Consider the following 16,554-nt stretch of genomic DNA (forward strand, 5'->3'; position numbering starts at 1 on the left):
GGCATGCACGGCGCATCGGCACGTCATCAGCCCCCGGCCCCCGGTCGCAAACCGACGCCGCGTGGTGCCAGTCGCATGGTTGCCAAGGAGCCGCTGTCGGCCCGTGTGCCGCGCCCGGGTGCCGGATTTTTCAAGCGCCTGATGTGGCCGGTGCTGCTGGTGGGGCTGGGTTTTGGTACGTATGAGGGGGCACAGCGCCTGCTGCCTTATGTGGATCGGCCGATCAGCCGGATCAACGTGCAGGGCGATCTGAGCTATATCAGCCAGCAGGCTGTGCAGCAGCGCATCGCACCCTATGTAGCGTCGAGATTTTTTACCATCGACCTGGCCGGGATGCGCAGCGAGCTTGAACAGATGCCGTGGATCGCCCATGCCGAAGTGCGGCGGGTGTGGCCAGACCAGGTAGTGATTCGCCTGGAAGAGCAGTTGCCAGTAGCGCGCTGGGGTGATGAAGCGTTGCTGAACAATCAGGGGCAAGCGTTTACGCCGCGTGAGTTGTCCAACTATGAACACCTTCCGCAGTTGTTCGGCCCGCAGCGGGCGCAACAGCAGGTGATGCAGCAGTATCAGGTGTTGAGTCAGATGTTGCGGCCCTTGGGCTTTTCGATTGTGCGGCTGGAATTGCGCGAACGTGGCAGTTGGTTCCTGACCACCGGTGCCGGCAGTGCCGGTCCGGGTATCGAGTTGTTGTTGGGGCGTGATCACCTGGTAGAAAAGATGCGTCGTTTCATATCGATTTATGACAAGACGCTGAAAGAACAAATTACGAATATTGCGCGTGTCGACTTGCGCTATTCCAACGGCCTTGCTGTCGGATGGCGTGAGCAGATCGCGCCGGCGACGGACAAACCCGCCGTTGCGAAGAATTGACTAGAGGCTGAACCATGGCAAATGTGCAAAGCGGCAAAATGATCGTCGGGCTGGATATCGGCACCTCCAAGGTGGTGGCGCTGGTAGGCGAAGTCGCGGCCGATGGTTCGCTGGAAATCGTCGGGATCGGTACCCATCCGTCCCGCGGTCTGAAGAAGGGTGTGGTGGTCAATATCGAGTCCACCGTGCAATCGATCCAGCGCGCGATCGAAGAGGCGCAGATCATGGCCGGCTGCCGGATTCACTCGGCGTTCGTGGGCGTTGCCGGTAATCATATCCGCAGCCTGAACTCCCACGGCATCGTGGCGATTCGCGACCGGGAGGTCAGCTCTGCGGACCTTGAGCGAGTGCTGGACGCTGCCCAGGCGGTTGCCATTCCGGCTGACCAGCGGGTGCTGCATACCCTGCCGCAGGATTACGTGATCGACAACCAGGAAGGCGTGCGTGAGCCGCTGGGCATGTCGGGCGTGCGCCTGGAGGCCAAGGTCCATGTCGTCACTTGTGCGGTGAACGCGGCGCAGAATATCGAAAAATGCGTACGCCGCTGTGGTCTGGAAGTTGACGACATCATCCTCGAGCAACTGGCCTCTGCTTTCTCGGTGCTGACCGACGATGAAAAAGAGCTGGGCGTGTGTCTGGTGGATATCGGTGGCGGGACCACCGACATAGCGATCTTCACTGAAGGTGCGATTCGCCACACGGCGGTGATTCCGATTGCTGGCGACCAGGTCACCAATGACATCGCCATGGCCTTGCGTACGCCGACCCAGTACGCCGAAGAAATCAAGATTCGCTATGCCTGCGCCCTGGCCAAACTGGCCGGCGCTGGCGAAACCATCAAGGTACCGAGCGTGGGCGACCGTCCACCCCGTGAGCTGTCGCGTCAGGCCCTGGCAGAAGTGGTCGAACCTCGTTACGACGAGCTGTTCACCCTGATCCAGGCCGAACTGCGCCGCAGTGGTTACGAAGATATGATCCCGGCCGGCATCGTGTTGACCGGCGGGACCTCGAAAATGGAAGGTGCGGTGGAACTTGCCGAGGAAATCTTCCATATGCCGGTGCGCCTGGGCGTACCACATAGCGTCAAGGGATTGGCCGACGTCGTGCGCAACCCGATCTACTCCACGGGTGTGGGTTTGCTGCAGTACGGGCTGCAAAAACAGTCGGACGGCATTTCGCTGTCCGGCCTGGGCGTTGGTAACGGTACCTATGGCGATGAACCAAAGGCTCCCGTGCTCGAGCGCTTGAAGCGTTGGGTTCAGGGCAACTTCTGAATCCCGCGCTTGAAAGTGGTAAGCGGCAGGCGATAGGCAAACAAAATAGAGAGCTGAAGGAGAGGGAAAATGTTCGAACTCGTAGACAATGTCCCGCAGAGCCCGGTAATCAAAGTTATCGGTGTAGGTGGTGGTGGCGGCAACGCGGTCAACCACATGGTCAAGAGCAACATTGAAGGTGTCGAGTTCATCTGCGCCAACACTGATGCCCAAGCGCTGAAAAACATCGGCGCGCGGACCATTCTGCAACTCGGTACCGGTGTGACCAAAGGTCTGGGCGCCGGTGCCAACCCTGAAGTGGGCCGCCAGGCCGCACTGGAAGACCGCGAGCGCATCGCAGAAGTCTTGCAAGGCACCAATATGGTGTTCATCACCACCGGCATGGGCGGCGGTACCGGTACCGGTGCAGCGCCGATCATCGCGGAAGTGGCGAAGGAAATGGGTATTCTCACCGTTGCGGTGGTGACCCGTCCGTTCCCGTTCGAAGGCCGCAAGCGCATGCAGATCGCCGACGAAGGCATTCGCATGCTGGCTGAAAGCGTTGACTCGTTGATCACCATCCCCAACGAGAAGCTGCTGACCATCCTGGGTAAAGACGCCAGCCTGCTGTCGGCATTCGCCAAGGCTGACGATGTACTGGCAGGTGCCGTTCGCGGTATTTCCGACATCATCAAGCGTCCGGGCATGATCAACGTCGACTTCGCTGACGTACGTACCGTGATGAGCGAGATGGGCATGGCGATGATGGGTACTGGTGCTGCTACCGGCCCGAACCGCGCCCGCGAGGCCACTGAGGCGGCAATTCGCAACCCGCTGCTCGAAGACGTCAACCTGCAGGGCGCCCGCGGCATCCTGGTCAACATCACTGCAGGTCCGGACCTGTCGCTGGGTGAATACTCCGATGTGGGTAGCATCATCGAAGCGTTCGCCTCTGAGCACGCGATGGTGAAGGTCGGCACCGTGATCGATCCGGACATGCGCGACGAACTGCACGTTACCGTAGTGGCCACAGGCCTGGGTGCGCGTATCGAGAAGCCGGTCAAGGTCATCGACAACACCCTGCAGAGCGCGGCTCCTCAGGCCTCGATCCAGCAACCGGCGGCTGCTGTACGCGAGCCTGCGGCAGTGAATTATCGCGATCTGGAGCGTCCGACCGTCATGCGTAATCAGGCTCACGCCGGTGCCAGTGCTGCGACTAAACTCAATCCTAACGATGATCTCGATTATCTGGACATCCCGGCCTTCCTGCGTCGTCAGGCCGATTGATTGATGGAATTTATCAGAGCTATAAGGGCGATTGGTGTTCAGCAAAGGCGTGGTCTGCTATTATCGCCAGCCTTTGTTGATATCCGTTCGCAACTAGCGCTGAAGCGGCCAATACCATGATTAAACAACGTACCCTGAAAAATATTATCCGTGCCACAGGTGTCGGTCTGCATTCCGGGGAAAAGGTATACCTGACCCTCAAGCCTGCACCTGTGAACACCGGTATCGTCTTTATCCGTACCGACCTTGACCCCGTAGTGGAGATCAAGGCCTGGGCAGAGAGCGTCGGTGAAACCACGCTGTCGACCACCCTGGTTCAGGGCGACGTCAAGGTCGGCACTGTCGAGCACCTGCTGTCGGCCATGGCCGGTCTGGGTATCGACAACGCCTATGTCGAGCTGTCTGCGGCTGAAGTGCCGATCATGGACGGTAGCGCCGGTCCTTTCGTGTTCCTGATCCAGTCCGCTGGTCTGGAAGAGCAGGATGCGCCGAAGCAGTTCATCCGTATTCTGCGTGAGGTCACTGTCGAGGAAGACGGCAAGCGTGCCACGTTCGTGCCTTTTGAAGGCTTCAAGGTGAGCTTCGAGATCGATTTCGATCATCCGGTGTTCCGTGACCGTATCCAGACCGCCAGTGTCGATTTCTCCAGCACCTCTTTCGTCAAGGAAGTCAGCCGGGCTCGTACTTTCGGTTTCATGAGCGACCTGGAATACCTGCGCAAGCACAACCTGGGTCTGGGTGGCAGCGTTGAAAACGCCATTGTCGTCGACAAGGAAGGCGTTCTGAACGAAGACGGTCTGCGTTACGAAGACGAGTTCGTCAAACACAAGATTCTCGATGCCATCGGCGACCTGTACCTGCTGGGCAACAGCCTGGTGGGTGAGTTCCGTGGCTACAAGTCGGGCCACGCTCTGAACAACCGTCTGCTGCGCGCCCTTATCGCCCAGAAAGACGCTTGGGAAGTCGTGGTCTTTGAAGATGCCAGCACGGCTCCGATTTCCTACATGCGTCCTGTAGCGGCCGCATAGGTAACGGGTTAAAAGCTCTACTCTCTTTCCTTTCTTTAAGGGCTGCCTTCGGGCGGCCCTTTTTTTATCTTTTTTTCAGGCGCAGGGTGAGGTTGGACTATCTCTAGAGCCTGGACGAGCCAGCCTGCGCAAAGAAAAAGGCTGCCTTGCCAGCAAGCGCGATCGCTGGCCGACGGTAACGTTTCTAACCCGCTTCGACTCGCTGATGCTCGCTTTAATTAGTTGGCTATCAATAAGCCAGGTAGCGTGGCTTTTAATATTGTTTAATTTTAATAAGCCATCACTGTAAATGTGTGAAAAGTCAGAATGTTTTGTAGGAAAAGGATGACTGGTGTTCCTTTCGCCTTTGATCGGGTTTTTACAAATGGTAATGCTGTTATGATCGGCGCCACATACAGCACTACTCATCCTTCGAGGGGTCACGGTCGTTTCTCAAAAAAACGCTTCAATGCGTTTTTTCGGGCGGGCTTCCTGCATCCAGTTTTTGCGAGGGGGGTGGTTATTTCGATTTGAGAAAGGTGTCCAACTTGAATGCATGCAGTAGTGCCCTGGTCAGATTGAAGTCCAGAGAGGCATTGATCGGTATTGTCGGCCTCGGGTATGTCGGACTTCCGCTCATGTTGCGCTATAACATGATTGGCTACAGGGTTTTGGGTATTGATGTAGATGCGTCTAAAGTGGACGCGCTTAATGCCGGTCTGAGTTATATAGAGCACATACCGGGCTCTGCTATCACCCAGGCGCGCGCGTCAGGTTTCGAGGCTACTCTGGATTTTTCCCGTGCCGCGCAATGCGATGCACTTATTCTTTGTGTGCCCACGCCCCTGAACAAATATCGCGAGCCAGATATAAGCTTTGTGGTCAGCACTATCGATGCGATCAGACCTTACTTGCGCGAAGGGCAGGTGGTCTCCCTGGAGAGTACGACCTATCCTGGAACCACCGAAGAAGAACTGCTGCCGCGCATACAGGATGCAGGGCTGACAGTCGGTGAGCAGATCTTCCTGGTCTATTCGCCAGAGCGCGAAGATCCGGGCAATCCCGATTTCAGGACACAGACTATTCCCAAGGTCATTGGCGGGCACACGTCCCAATGCCTGGCCGTTGGCGTGGCGCTGTACGAGCAGGCTATCGACCAGGTGGTGCCGGTCAGTTCTACCAGAGCCGCTGAAATGACCAAGCTGCTGGAGAATATCCACCGCGCCGTCAACATCGGGCTGGTCAATGAAATGAAGATCGTGGCCGACCGCATGGGCATCGATATCTTCGAGGTGGTCGACGCTGCCGCCACCAAGCCGTTCGGTTTCACGGCGTATTACCCAGGGCCGGGGCTGGGCGGGCACTGCATTCCCATCGACCCTTTCTACCTGACCTGGAAGGCCCGCGAGTACGGCCTGCATACCCGGTTCATCGAGCTGTCGGGAGAGGTCAACAGGGCAATGCCCGAATACGTGGTCGGCAAGCTCATGGATGGCCTGAACGAGCGTGGCAAGGCGCTAAAGGGCTGCCGGGTGCTGGTCCTGGGCATCGCCTACAAAAAAAACGTAGACGACATGCGTGAGTCGCCCTCGGTGGAAATCATGGAGCTGATCGAGGCCAAGGGCGCGATGGTGGCCTACAGCGATCCCCACGTGCTGGTGTTTCCCAAGATGCGTGAACACTGCTTCGATCTGCACAGTGAACCGCTGACAGCGGCCAACCTGGCTTCATTCGATGCAGTACTGCTGGCGACCGATCATGCATGTTTCGACTATGAACTGATCCGTCAGCATTCACGCCTGCTGGTCGACAGCCGTGGCAAGTATCGCCAGCCCGAAGCCCATATCGTAAAAGCCTGACCCCTCTGGAGTTGTCCATGCAACGTTTTGCTCTACTCGGTGCTGCCGGCTACATCGCTCCTCGGCATATGCGTGCCATCAAGGAGACCGGCAATCAACTGGTCAGCGCCTGCGACATCAACGACTCGGTAGGTGTCATCGACAGCCTGTCGCCACACAGTGAGTTTTTCACCGAGTTCGAGCGCTTCTACGATCATGCCTGGTCGCTCAAGCGCCAGCCTGGCAAGGCCCTGGATTACGTCTCGGTGTGCAGCCCCAATCACCTGCACCACGCTCATATCAACGCCGGGCTGCGCCTGGGGTGTGACGTGATCTGTGAAAAACCGCTGGTACCCAGCTTGCATCTGCTCGACGACCTGGCGCACACCGAACAGCAGACCGGCCGCCGACTGTGGAACATTCTGCAACTGCGCCATCACCCGTCAATCATCGACCTCAAGGCGCGTGTCCAGGGCGGTGCTGCGCACAAGCACGAGGTCGACCTGACCTACGTCACCTCTCGTGGCAAGTGGTACATGGAGAGCTGGAAGGGTGACCCGCGCAAGTCATTCGGGGTGGCGACCAACATCGGCGTGCACTTCTACGACATGCTGCATTTCATCTTCGGCAAGCTGCAACGCAATGTCGTGCACTTTACCGACCCATCCAAAGCCGCAGGCTATCTGGAGTACGAGCACGCGCGGGTGCGCTGGTTCCTGTCAATCGATGCCAATGACCTGCCCGATGCGGTGCGGGGCAGTAAACCGACCTGGCGCTCGATCACTGTTGATGGCCAGCAAATCGAATTCTCCGAAGGCTTTACCGACCTGCACACCGTCAGCTATCAGAAGGTGCTTGCTGGTCAGGGTTATGGCATCGAAGACGCCCGGCACTGTGTCGAGACAGTCGAAGTTATTCGCAGCGCAACGCCCGTAACCGCGCGCGGTGGTGAGGGTCATCGCTTGTTGAACGGCCTGTTGGGTTGAGGTCGTGATGGCTATCGAGGTTCATTGCAGCGCCATTGTCGACGATGGCGCACAGATCGGAGAGGGCACGCGCATCTGGCACTTCGTGCATGTGTGTGCGGGCGCACGGATCGGCAAGCACTGTTCGCTTGGGCAGAACGTATTTGTCGGCAACCAGGTGCTGATCGGCGACCAGGTCAAGATCCAGAACAACGTCTCGGTCTACGACAACGTCACCCTGGGCGATGGTGTGTTCTGTGGCCCGAGCATGGTCTTTACCAATGTCTATAACCCGCGCTCGCTGATCGAGCGCAAGGCCGAGTACCGCAGCACCCAGGTCGGCAAGGGCGCGACCCTGGGGGCCAACTGCACCATCGTCTGTGGGGTGAGCATCGGCGAGTTTGCCTTTGTCGGGGCCGGTGCACTGGTCAATCGCGATGTCCCGGCCTATGCCTTGATCGTTGGCGTTCCAGGCCGGCAGATCGGCTGGATGAGCGAGTTTGGCGAGCCACTGGGGTTGCCTCTGGAGGGTCAAGGCCTGGCCCGCTGTGAACACAGCGGTGCCACTTACCGCCTGCGGGGCAGGCTACTGAACAAGGAGCCTGAAGCATGATCGAGTTCATCGACCTCAAGACCCAGCAGGCACGCCTCAAAGACCGAATTGATGCAGGCATTGCGCGGGTTCTGGCGCATGGTCAGTACATCCTTGGCCCGGAAGTGGCCGAGCTGGAAGAGAAGCTGGCCATGTTTGTCGGTGTCAGGCACTGCATCAGTGTGGCCAATGGCACCGACGCCCTGCAGATCGCCCTGATGGCTATCGGGGTCGGCCCGGGCGATGAAGTGATCACCCCTGGCTTTACCTACATCGCGACCGCTGAAACCGTTGCATTGCTGGGCGCCAGGCCGGTCTATGCAGATATCGACCTGTACACCTGCAACCTCGATCCTGCAACGCTTGAGGCGCTCATTACGCCGCGTACCAAGGCCATCATCCCGGTGTCCCTGTTTGGCCAGTGCGCAGACCTGGAGCGTATCAATGCCATCGCCGCAAAACATGGCATCACGGTCATCGAGGATGCGGCGCAGAGCTTTGGCGCGACCTACAGGGGACGTCGCTCCTGTGGGCTGACCCGTATCGCCTGCACCAGTTTTTTCCCGAGCAAGCCGCTTGGCTGTTATGGCGATGGCGGCGCCTTGTTTACGGATGATGACGAGTTGGCTGCGCTAGTGCGGCAGATTGCCCGGCATGGTCAAAAGCTGCGTTACCACCACATCCGGGTGGGCGTGAACAGCCGGCTTGACACCCTGCAAGCAGCGATCCTGTTATCCAAGCTGGAGATATTTCACCAAGAGCTTGAGTTGCGCCAGGTGGTCGCCGAACGCTACAGCACGTTATTGCAGGCCCACGGCGTCGATGGCGCGCCAGTGCTGGCTGCTGGCAATACCAGCGCCTGGGCGCAATACACGGTGCGGGTCGCCGACCGTGAAAGGGTCCAGCAGACCCTCATACAGGCTGGCATACCGACGGCCGTGCATTACCCGATACCGCTGAACCGCCAGCCTGCGGTGGCCGATCCTGCGGCGCACCTCCCGGTCGGCGATCAGTTGGCCAAAGAGATCCTGAGCCTGCCGATGCATCCCTATCTGGAAGAGTCGGTCCAGGTGTCGATTGTCACGGCACTGAAAACGAGTGTTTGCCCATGACCTGCAAAGTCCTCACCATCGTTGGCGCACGTCCGCAATTCATCAAGGCGGCGGCCGTATCCCGAGAGATTATCCGCCACCCAGGGCAGGTCGAAGAAGTGATGGTGCATACCGGCCAGCACTACGATCCCAACATGTCCCAGGTGTTTTTCGACGAGCTACACATCCCGGCGCCGCGCTACAACCTGGAAATCGGCGGGGGCAGCCATGGAGCAATGACCGGCCGTATGCTCGAAGGCATCGAGCGCATCCTGGTCGATGAGCAACCGGACTGGGTGCTGATCTACGGCGACACCAACTCCACGCTGGCCGGCGCATTGGCTGCTGTCAAACTGCATATCCCGGTAGCGCATGTCGAGGCCGGTTTACGCTCTTTCAATATGCACATGCCCGAAGAAATCAACCGGATTCTTGCCGATCGGGCCTCGCGTCTGTTGTTGTGTCCCACTCAAGGCGCCGTTGAAAACCTGCAGCGTGAAGGCATTGAGCAAGGCGTACACAACGTGGGCGACGTGATGTTCGACGTTGCCCTCTATTACCGGGAGCGGGCGAAATCACAAAGTCGGATTCTTGCACAACTGCGTGTAGATCCAGGCCAGTATGCCCTGGCCACGTGCCATAGGGCCGAAAATACCGACGACCCTCGGCGTTTGGGTGAGATCATGGCTGCGTTTTGCGACATTGCGCAGCAAATGCCAGTGGTATTGCCGTTGCATCCCCGCACTCGCAAGATGTTGCAGCATCACGGTTTGACAGACCTCCTGAAATCGCTGCATGTAATCGAACCACTGCCTTTTCTGGACATGCTTGCACTTGAGCTGTCGGCCAAAGTCATTCTTACCGACTCAGGAGGGATGCAGAAAGAGGCTTATTTCTGCGGTGTACCTTGTATCACCCTGCGTGATGAGACCGAATGGGTCGAAACGGTGCAGCTCGGATTCAACCAATTGGTCGGCGCGCATCGCGAAGCCATTGTCATGGCCGCCGAAAACTCCACGATGCCTCAGGAATGCACCCATGTTTATGGTGAGGGGCGTGCTGCCGAGCTGATTGTTTCGAGTCTGAGGTGTACCGCACCATGAATCCGATATTCATGATCTGGCATCATCAGCATGTTCTATGGGCGACGACAGTAACGGATATTCGCAGCCGGTTTATCGGCACGGTCTTCGGTGCTGCATGGATCATCATCTATCCGTTACTGTTTCTCGGGTTGTATGCGGTCGTTTACACCATGATTTACAAGGTGCGCGTTGCCCATTTCGGGACGTTTGACTATGTCCTGCTGATCTTCTGTGGCCTTGTTCCTTTTCTCGGTTTCGCTGAAGCCTTGGGCAGCGGTGTCGGATCGGTGCTGGGTAACAAAGGGCTCATCAAGAATACCTTGTTCCCGATCGAGTTGATTCCCGTAAAAGCGGTTCTGGCCAGTAGCGTGACCATGCTGGTCGGGCTGCTTATGTTGCTGTGTATCTTGTGGTACCGCGGAATTGTGCACAGCAGCCAGTTTTTGATTCCACTCATACTGGTTCTGCAGATCATGTTCACCATCGGCCTGATATGGATATTGTCAGCCATTAATGTGTTCGTTGCCGACCTGAGCCAGGTGGTCGGTGTGCTTATTCTGTTCTTGATGCTGGTGTCGCCCATTGCCTACACGCATGAAATGATCCCGAGTGAGCTGATCCCCTTCATGTATCCCAACCCCTTGTATTACTTGATCATGCTGTATCGCGATGCGGCATTTGTCGGTGATGTAAAAGTGGAGTTGCTGGGCATTTTTACAATCATCTCGGTCGCCACATTGCTGTTGGGTGGCTTTATTTTTTCTCGCTTGAAGCCGCTATTTTCCGACCATGTCTGAGCCCATTATTGAACTGGCCTCGATCGCCAAAATGTACAGGATCTTCCGCTCGCCTCGTCATCGAATGATCGAAGCGCTTGGCTTGCCGGTGGCACGTTCTGCATACGATGAGTTCTGGGCAACGCGTAACCTCACCTTGACGATCAACCCCGGTGAGCGTGTTGGCCTGATCGGGCGTAACGGTGCGGGCAAGAGTACCTTGCTCAAGTTGATCGCCGGCCTGATCCAGCCAACCGAGGGACATCTAAATGTAAGGGGCAAGGTCCAGGCGTTGATGGAACTTGGGACAGGATTTCATCCTGAGTTCACCGGACGCGCCAATGTCTTGTCATCTTTGGCCTATCAAGGTGTCACTGGTGCGCGTGCCAGGAAGCTTCTGGAAGATGTTCTGGATTTTGCCGAGCTCGATGAGTTCATTGATAAGCCGGTCAAGACCTACTCCTCAGGTATGTACTCACGGCTCGCGTTTGCTGCGGCCACAGCCGTGCGCCCGGAAATTCTGATCATTGACGAAATCCTGGGGGCCGGTGATGCCTACTTTGCAGGCAAGTCTGCCAAGCGCATGCGCGCCTTGACGGCCGAGGGCTCTACGGTCCTGTTTGTTTCTCACGACATGTCAGCCGTACAGATGATCTGTGACCGGGCGATCTGGATCGAGCGCGGGTGTATCGTCGCTGATGGTGATCCTATCGAGATCGGTCGTGCTTATGCAGCGTCAATTCGCAAACAGCAAGAGCTGCGTCTCAGGGCGATAAACCTGAAGCTCAGTCGTGGTGAACTCAGTGAGCTGCTGACTGATTCAGACCAGCATCGAGTATCGATTCTGCGCCTGATCTCGGCCAACGATACGGCACCTGTGAGCCCACTTGCCGTATATGAGGTCCGGCTTGAGCGTCATGCAGAGCTTATCGAGCGTGTGCGGGTCGGTGAGGCTCTGGACGATGACCGTAGCCAATGTGTGCATTTGCTCACCGCCCAAGGGTATACGAACTGGGGGCCACCAAAAAGAGACGTTAATGGTCTCGGTTTTCGTGAGTTCAAAGATTGCGGTGGCCAGTTCAGGCACGCCCCTATCAGTATCAAGGTTCCGCTCGGCCTTGGAGAACTGGCTGAGTACTCGGTCACTATCAGGCATCGCGGTGCGGCAGCAGGAGAAAACCTCTACTTGCAGATATTCGACGGGTTGGAATACGTCACTCTTGGATCTGTGAGTCCTGCCGATGAAGCGGGGCAAGTGATTAGCCAGCGTTTTGAATTGAGTGCACCTGCGCTCGTGCTTGTTGACGCCGATGCCGGGGTACCCAGCAAGCGCTCCGAATTTGAGTATGGTGAAGGCAGCGCCTGGATTGACGGAGTGGATTTTGTCGATCAAGAGCAAGTGTCGCGTTGTATCTTTTCGTTCGGTAAGTGCCTTGACGTCAACATCCGATGGGGAGCCAGAGCTGATATTCCGACCATGGCGTTTATCGTCTGCATATACGGTATGGATGGTCGCTGTATTTCCCAAGTGCTTTCACCGTTCGTCGCTGCTACGCCTGAGCACCGTTCAGGTCTGGTCAAGGCCCGGTTCGACCCTTTGCTGATCGGGGCAGGGGACTATGTCATTTCGATAGGGATTTTCGATGGTATGACCCCAGGGCATGCCCTTGGAGCACAACCACTTGATGTGCAAGACCGCATGTATCGTATTCGGGTCGTCGCTCCGGAAGATGAGCGCATGGAGAGAGGGATCGTGGTGCACCCTGTTGACTGGATCAGCCAGGAGACCAGTCAATGACCGAGCGCTCCGAGATCCTGTACTTCTCTCAGCATGACCTTTGGAACCGTAATGCGGTATCGGAGCAACTGGCAGTCGCCGATGATCTGATTGCCCTGATTCCCGAGGATGTTTCGAACATTCTCGATGCTGGATGCGGTAATGGCACTGTAACCAATAAGCTGTTTCCGCGTTGGGATGTGACAGGGTGCGATATCAGCGAATCCGCCGTCAGGCATCTTGAGGCGCCTGCCGTGATTGCGGACCTGTGTGCGATTCCCTTTGCTGACAAGCACTTTGATCTCACGCTATCGAGCGATGTCATCGAGCATCTGCCCGATGTCATTTATTCCCAGGCGTTGAAAGAAATCGCCCGGGTATCGGCGCGCTATATTCTGCTGGCTGTACCGTATCGAGAGCTGCTTGAGGGCGCGGTTATCAATTGCCCTGCCTGCGGACACCACTATCATGCCCATTTACATCAACGGGCTTATACCGTCGCCGATGTGGTGTCCCTGTTTGGCCCTGAATTTACAGCCATTGATATCCAGTTTTCCGGAGAGCGCTGGACATTTGCAGACCCTGAGCTGCTTAAACTGGCCCGTCAGCTTTCAGGATTGGACTACCCGTTCGAAGATGGGGTCTGTCCGCAATGCAGAGCGCGGCGCGGGGCTGTTGAGCAATCTGATCAAGCGCGACGGGTCTATCGGCAATTCGAATCTCTGCAAGCGATGTTGGTTGCGCAAGGCCTGCGTGAGTGTCCCCCTCGCAGTGAAATACTCGTGCTGTTCAAGCGTAATGCTCAGGATAAAAAATATACCATCACGCCTGGTTTTACGCGGTTGGGTGACGAACCCGGGATTCGGCTTGCCAGCGTTGTAGAACTTGCTGATCCGATCAATTACCCAAGTTGTGCATACCGTATCCAGAGCGAACCGGACTATTGTCTGCTGGTCCTCACCAAGCGTCCGTCCTTTCTTAAGTTGACGAGCGGTAACTTCGAGTCGCTTGAGATCTATGACCATGTCAGAGCGCATTATGTCCCCGTGACCAATGCCACACACTCGGTACTTGAATTGCCGGCTGTTCCATTTGGTCCTCATGGTTGTATCTTGCGGATTCTCCACCCCAGTGCAGAGCTAGGCTTCCAGCTGACCAGCCAATGTCAGGACTTGCTGGCTATAGTGAATTGTTGCCTGGGTGATGACCCGGTCATGGATCAGATAAAAGGTGATTCGGCCAGGTTGTCAGCACTTGCCGAGTCGCTTGAAACCGCTCGTAATGAACTCGAAGTCAGGGTTCAGGATAAAGACAAAGCATTCAATGATCTTCTGCAGTCGGCGATTAAAACCAATGAACTCGCCAACCGGATTGAAAGCAAGCGCGCTGATATTGAAGCGTGTTTTTCTCAGGTGAGTGAGGTGTTGACGGCCAAAGAGCGACAGATTGATGAACAGTGCAAGACGATTGAGGCTCTGTTGGGTGAGCAGCATCGGCTGACCTCGGAGCAGGTTCGTCTGAGCAATGAAAATGAGTCGCTGCGCCACTCCAATGAGGCGTTCCAGCTGCAGTATGAAAGCGCTGCGTTGAAGCTTGAGCATTTGTATGCCCAGGCACAACATCAGGAGCGCGCAGGGTTTGAACTGGAAGAAAAAAAGACTCGGCTGCTGGCCCGTGTTCAGGAGTTGAGTGTTGAAAACAATGAGCAGCACGTGCTTGTTGAGGCATTGAGTATCCATCTGGGAACCACCGGGCTGGCTGCGTCCGGGAAAGATAGAAAAGTGTTGGTTGTATCCCACATGTATCCGAGTCAAGCCAATCGGGTGGGCGGTATTTTTGTTCATGAGCAAGTGAAGGCGTTACGGGCACAAGGTGTTGATGCTCGTGTCGTCAGCGGCGAGCCTTTCTGGATAAATACGCTTGACCCGCGGCGGGTAAAACATGCATTGAGTATCTATAGGGCGCAGAATATTCGCGCTTGGGAACACTACGATAGCGTTCCGGTTATCCGTTTCCCGTACCTGGTGAGTGGCGCGCTGCCTTTTCAAACCCACGCAGCCACTTATACCCATGGGATGATGCGCCAGGCGAAATGGATCCGGGAAGATTTTCCTTTCGAGTTGGTCCATTCCCATACTGCCTATACGGATGGTACGGCAGGTCGCTGGCTGGCCAGAAAATTCAAGGTGCCATTTGTTATTACCGAACACACAGGCCCTTTCAATCTGTTGACGCGAACAGCTTATCTAAAACATATGACGCAAAAAGCACTGAATGCTGCTGATGCCATTGTGGCCGTAAGTTCTGCTTTGTGTCGTGATATCCAGAATCAGATTCGACTTGATTCGCCTGCCCGTCTAAGTGTTATCGCCAACCTGGTGAACACCGAATTTTTTCTGCCGCAGACCAGGCAACGTGATCAGTTGGTCAATATGCTATGGGTTGGACACTTTGTGCCTGTCAAGCGGGTCCCGGTATTAATCAACGCATTCGCACGAGCGCTCAACGATCATCCTCATTTACGCTTGCGGCTTGCTGGAGATGGCGAAGGGGTCGATGACGCGCAACAGAGGGTTCACGCTCTGGGCCTCGCCGATGTTGTGGAGTTTGTCGGTGCTGCGAGTCGAGAGCAACTGGTGCGCTATTACCGTGAGTGTGACTTTCTGGTTATTTCCAGTGAAAGCGAGACATTTGGCGTGGTGGCGATCGAGGCCATGAGTTGTGGTCGACCCGTGCTGACTTCCCGTTGTGGAGGTCCTGAAGATGTTGTGACGCATCCGCTGCTGGGTCTTACTGTTGGCCTTTCAGTCGAAGAGCTGGCTGAAGGCATGCTGGAAATGGCCAGTCATCGTGATCGATTCGATGAGCGTGTTATTAGAGCGGTGACCGAACTAAGGTTTTCCGCACCTCGTATTGCAGACAGGTTAATTGGCCTTTATTCAACGTTACTGGACAACCCTCGACACTCCGCTTGAGAGGGGAGTGTTTCGTTGGCAGGGCTGCTATGAGAGTGGCTTTGCTGCGCTATTTTTGAGGTGGTTATGAATAAGTACACTGTGCCGATAATTCTGGTGGCGCTGGTTGTCGCGTTTGCAGGGGTTGGTTATATCGGCTTGGGGGGCACTGGCAACCCGATATTTTCCTGGCAGGATGAACCGATCATCAGAATCAGTCCCGGTTCGGATGAGTCGGAGCATGTGGAGTATCCGTCGGTCTATAGCCTGGGTGAAGCGAGAGGGCTTTTATACTCTGCGTATGGCGATGATCAACGTTGGCGCATAAAGCTGGCGGTGGCGCAGACAGGCCATAATTTTGTGAGGCAAGGCAATATCTTTGATGAATCAAAGCTGCCTTTTAAAGGCGCCTATGCTTTTCCGTTTGTCAACGTTTCCAGTCGTAATGGCAAAGCTGTTTTCAATCTGTATTTTTCGGCTGCAGACGGTGATGAGCCTAGTCGCTATACCGCCGTTTACCACGCATTCAGTGATAATGGCTTGTCGTGGTCAGCCCCTGAAAAGCTGTTGGCCGATAATGCGCTTGATCCTGTTGTTGTCACGAGCAATGGCAAGGCGCTGATTGTCTATAGCAGTGTCATCAACGGAACGAACGTCATCAGGTCCGCAGTTTTGCTTACGGCAAACACCGCGCAGGATATCCGCACGGTTTATTCAGCTCCGAGCGGGTTCTATACCATGGGCGCTGTGACTATCGATAACAAACCTGTACTGATTCTGGAAACCGAAAAGAACTGGATTGCGTTGTGTTTCAATGCTTCTGGAGATTTGACGCAGGTCTCAACTAGTCCATTGCTTGAGTTTGAAAAAGGAACTGGCATTTTGTGGGATCGCTTGAAGTATGGCATGTCTTTTCATGAGGCCAGCTCACCGCCAGCGTTTTACTACAACGGCATTGCAGGGCATGGCGTGCCTGTAGGTGGGCAAATAGGCATCGGAACTTATGATCCTCACGCGCTGGCGAGCAAGCTTGATATGGCCGGTTGCAAATAAATACAG

The 16,554-nt window shown here is 56.0% G+C and carries 13 protein-coding genes; all 13 read left to right on the forward strand.

Annotated elements, in window-relative coordinates; all coding sequences use genetic code 11:
- Positions 1 to 3 precede the first annotated feature (3 nt).
- The 13 genes from PSCI_RS14450 to PSCI_RS14510 all read left to right on the forward strand — a co-directional run bounded on the left by PSCI_RS14450 (position 4) and on the right by PSCI_RS14510 (position 16,548).
- Complete coding sequence (locus PSCI_RS14450; RefSeq protein WP_045488008.1) at positions 4 to 870, forward strand: cell division protein FtsQ/DivIB; 867 nt, start codon at positions 4 to 6, stop codon at positions 868 to 870.
- A 14-nt stretch (positions 871 to 884) separates the two neighbouring features.
- Positions 885 to 2,144, forward strand: coding sequence for a cell division protein FtsA (gene ftsA / locus PSCI_RS14455; protein ID WP_045488010.1), 1,260 nt, complete (start codon positions 885 to 887; stop codon positions 2,142 to 2,144).
- A 69-nt stretch (positions 2,145 to 2,213) separates the two neighbouring features.
- Positions 2,214 to 3,410, forward strand: coding sequence for a cell division protein FtsZ (gene ftsZ / locus PSCI_RS14460; protein ID WP_045488012.1), 1,197 nt, complete (start codon positions 2,214 to 2,216; stop codon positions 3,408 to 3,410).
- A 116-nt stretch (positions 3,411 to 3,526) separates the two neighbouring features.
- The gene (lpxC, locus tag PSCI_RS14465; protein ID WP_045488015.1) at positions 3,527 to 4,438 is read left to right on the forward strand and encodes a UDP-3-O-acyl-N-acetylglucosamine deacetylase; all 912 of its coding nucleotides are present in this window, start codon (positions 3,527 to 3,529) and stop codon (positions 4,436 to 4,438) included.
- A 527-nt stretch (positions 4,439 to 4,965) separates the two neighbouring features.
- Entirely contained in the window at positions 4,966 to 6,276 is a 1,311-nt protein-coding gene (gene wbpA / locus PSCI_RS14470; RefSeq protein WP_144403250.1) for a UDP-N-acetyl-D-glucosamine 6-dehydrogenase, read from the forward strand.
- Positions 6,277 to 6,293: 17 nt separating this feature from the next.
- The gene (locus PSCI_RS14475; RefSeq protein WP_045488021.1) at positions 6,294 to 7,241 is read left to right on the forward strand and encodes a Gfo/Idh/MocA family oxidoreductase; all 948 of its coding nucleotides are present in this window, start codon (positions 6,294 to 6,296) and stop codon (positions 7,239 to 7,241) included.
- A 7-nt stretch (positions 7,242 to 7,248) separates the two neighbouring features.
- A complete protein-coding gene (locus tag PSCI_RS14480; RefSeq protein ID WP_045488023.1) occupies positions 7,249 to 7,833 on the forward strand; it encodes an acyltransferase in 585 nt (194 codons plus the stop codon).
- On the forward strand, positions 7,830 to 8,924 hold the full coding sequence (locus PSCI_RS14485; protein ID WP_045488026.1) for a DegT/DnrJ/EryC1/StrS family aminotransferase: 1,095 nt from the start codon (positions 7,830 to 7,832) through the stop codon (positions 8,922 to 8,924). Before PSCI_RS14480 ends, PSCI_RS14485 begins: the two co-directional genes overlap by 4 nt.
- Complete coding sequence (gene wecB, locus PSCI_RS14490; RefSeq protein WP_045488030.1) at positions 8,921 to 10,006, forward strand: non-hydrolyzing UDP-N-acetylglucosamine 2-epimerase; 1,086 nt, start codon at positions 8,921 to 8,923, stop codon at positions 10,004 to 10,006. The genes PSCI_RS14485 and wecB overlap by 4 nt, the downstream gene beginning before the upstream one ends.
- Entirely contained in the window at positions 10,003 to 10,785 is a 783-nt protein-coding gene (locus PSCI_RS14495) for an ABC transporter permease (RefSeq protein WP_045488033.1), read from the forward strand. Before wecB ends, PSCI_RS14495 begins: the two co-directional genes overlap by 4 nt.
- A complete protein-coding gene (locus PSCI_RS28225; RefSeq protein WP_052483403.1) occupies positions 10,778 to 12,562 on the forward strand; it encodes an ABC transporter ATP-binding protein in 1,785 nt (594 codons plus the stop codon). Before PSCI_RS14495 ends, PSCI_RS28225 begins: the two co-directional genes overlap by 8 nt.
- Positions 12,559 to 15,516 (forward strand): glycosyltransferase, encoded by a 2,958-nt coding sequence (locus tag PSCI_RS14505; RefSeq protein WP_045488036.1) that lies wholly within the window; start codon positions 12,559 to 12,561, stop codon positions 15,514 to 15,516. The genes PSCI_RS28225 and PSCI_RS14505 overlap by 4 nt, the downstream gene beginning before the upstream one ends.
- Positions 15,517 to 15,582: 66 nt before the next feature.
- Positions 15,583 to 16,548, forward strand: a complete 966-nt coding sequence (locus PSCI_RS14510; RefSeq protein WP_045488039.1) for a hypothetical protein — start codon at positions 15,583 to 15,585, stop codon at positions 16,546 to 16,548.
- The last annotated feature ends 6 nt before the right edge of the window (positions 16,549 to 16,554 follow it).

This window comes from Pseudomonas sp. StFLB209 (assembly GCF_000829415.1).
In the GTDB taxonomy this organism is placed as follows: domain Bacteria; phylum Pseudomonadota; class Gammaproteobacteria; order Pseudomonadales; family Pseudomonadaceae; genus Aquipseudomonas.

Coding starts and splice junctions, on each gene's coding strand:
- ftsZ (WP_045488012.1), top strand. CDS start 2,214: ATGTTCGAACTCGTAGACAATGTCCCGCAGAGCCCGGTAATCAAAGTT.
- PSCI_RS14475 (WP_045488021.1), top strand. CDS start 6,294: ATGCAACGTTTTGCTCTACTCGGTGCTGCCGGCTACATCGCTCCTCGG.
- PSCI_RS14485 (WP_045488026.1), top strand. CDS start 7,830: ATGATCGAGTTCATCGACCTCAAGACCCAGCAGGCACGCCTCAAAGAC.
- ftsA (WP_045488010.1), top strand. CDS start 885: ATGGCAAATGTGCAAAGCGGCAAAATGATCGTCGGGCTGGATATCGGC.
- PSCI_RS14505 (WP_045488036.1), top strand. CDS start 12,559: ATGACCGAGCGCTCCGAGATCCTGTACTTCTCTCAGCATGACCTTTGG.
- PSCI_RS14495 (WP_045488033.1), top strand. CDS start 10,003: ATGAATCCGATATTCATGATCTGGCATCATCAGCATGTTCTATGGGCG.
- lpxC (WP_045488015.1), top strand. CDS start 3,527: ATGATTAAACAACGTACCCTGAAAAATATTATCCGTGCCACAGGTGTC.
- PSCI_RS14480 (WP_045488023.1), top strand. CDS start 7,249: ATGGCTATCGAGGTTCATTGCAGCGCCATTGTCGACGATGGCGCACAG.
- PSCI_RS28225 (WP_052483403.1), top strand. CDS start 10,778: ATGTCTGAGCCCATTATTGAACTGGCCTCGATCGCCAAAATGTACAGG.
- PSCI_RS14510 (WP_045488039.1), top strand. CDS start 15,583: ATGAATAAGTACACTGTGCCGATAATTCTGGTGGCGCTGGTTGTCGCG.
- wecB (WP_045488030.1), top strand. CDS start 8,921: ATGACCTGCAAAGTCCTCACCATCGTTGGCGCACGTCCGCAATTCATC.
- PSCI_RS14450 (WP_045488008.1), top strand. CDS start 4: ATGCACGGCGCATCGGCACGTCATCAGCCCCCGGCCCCCGGTCGCAAA.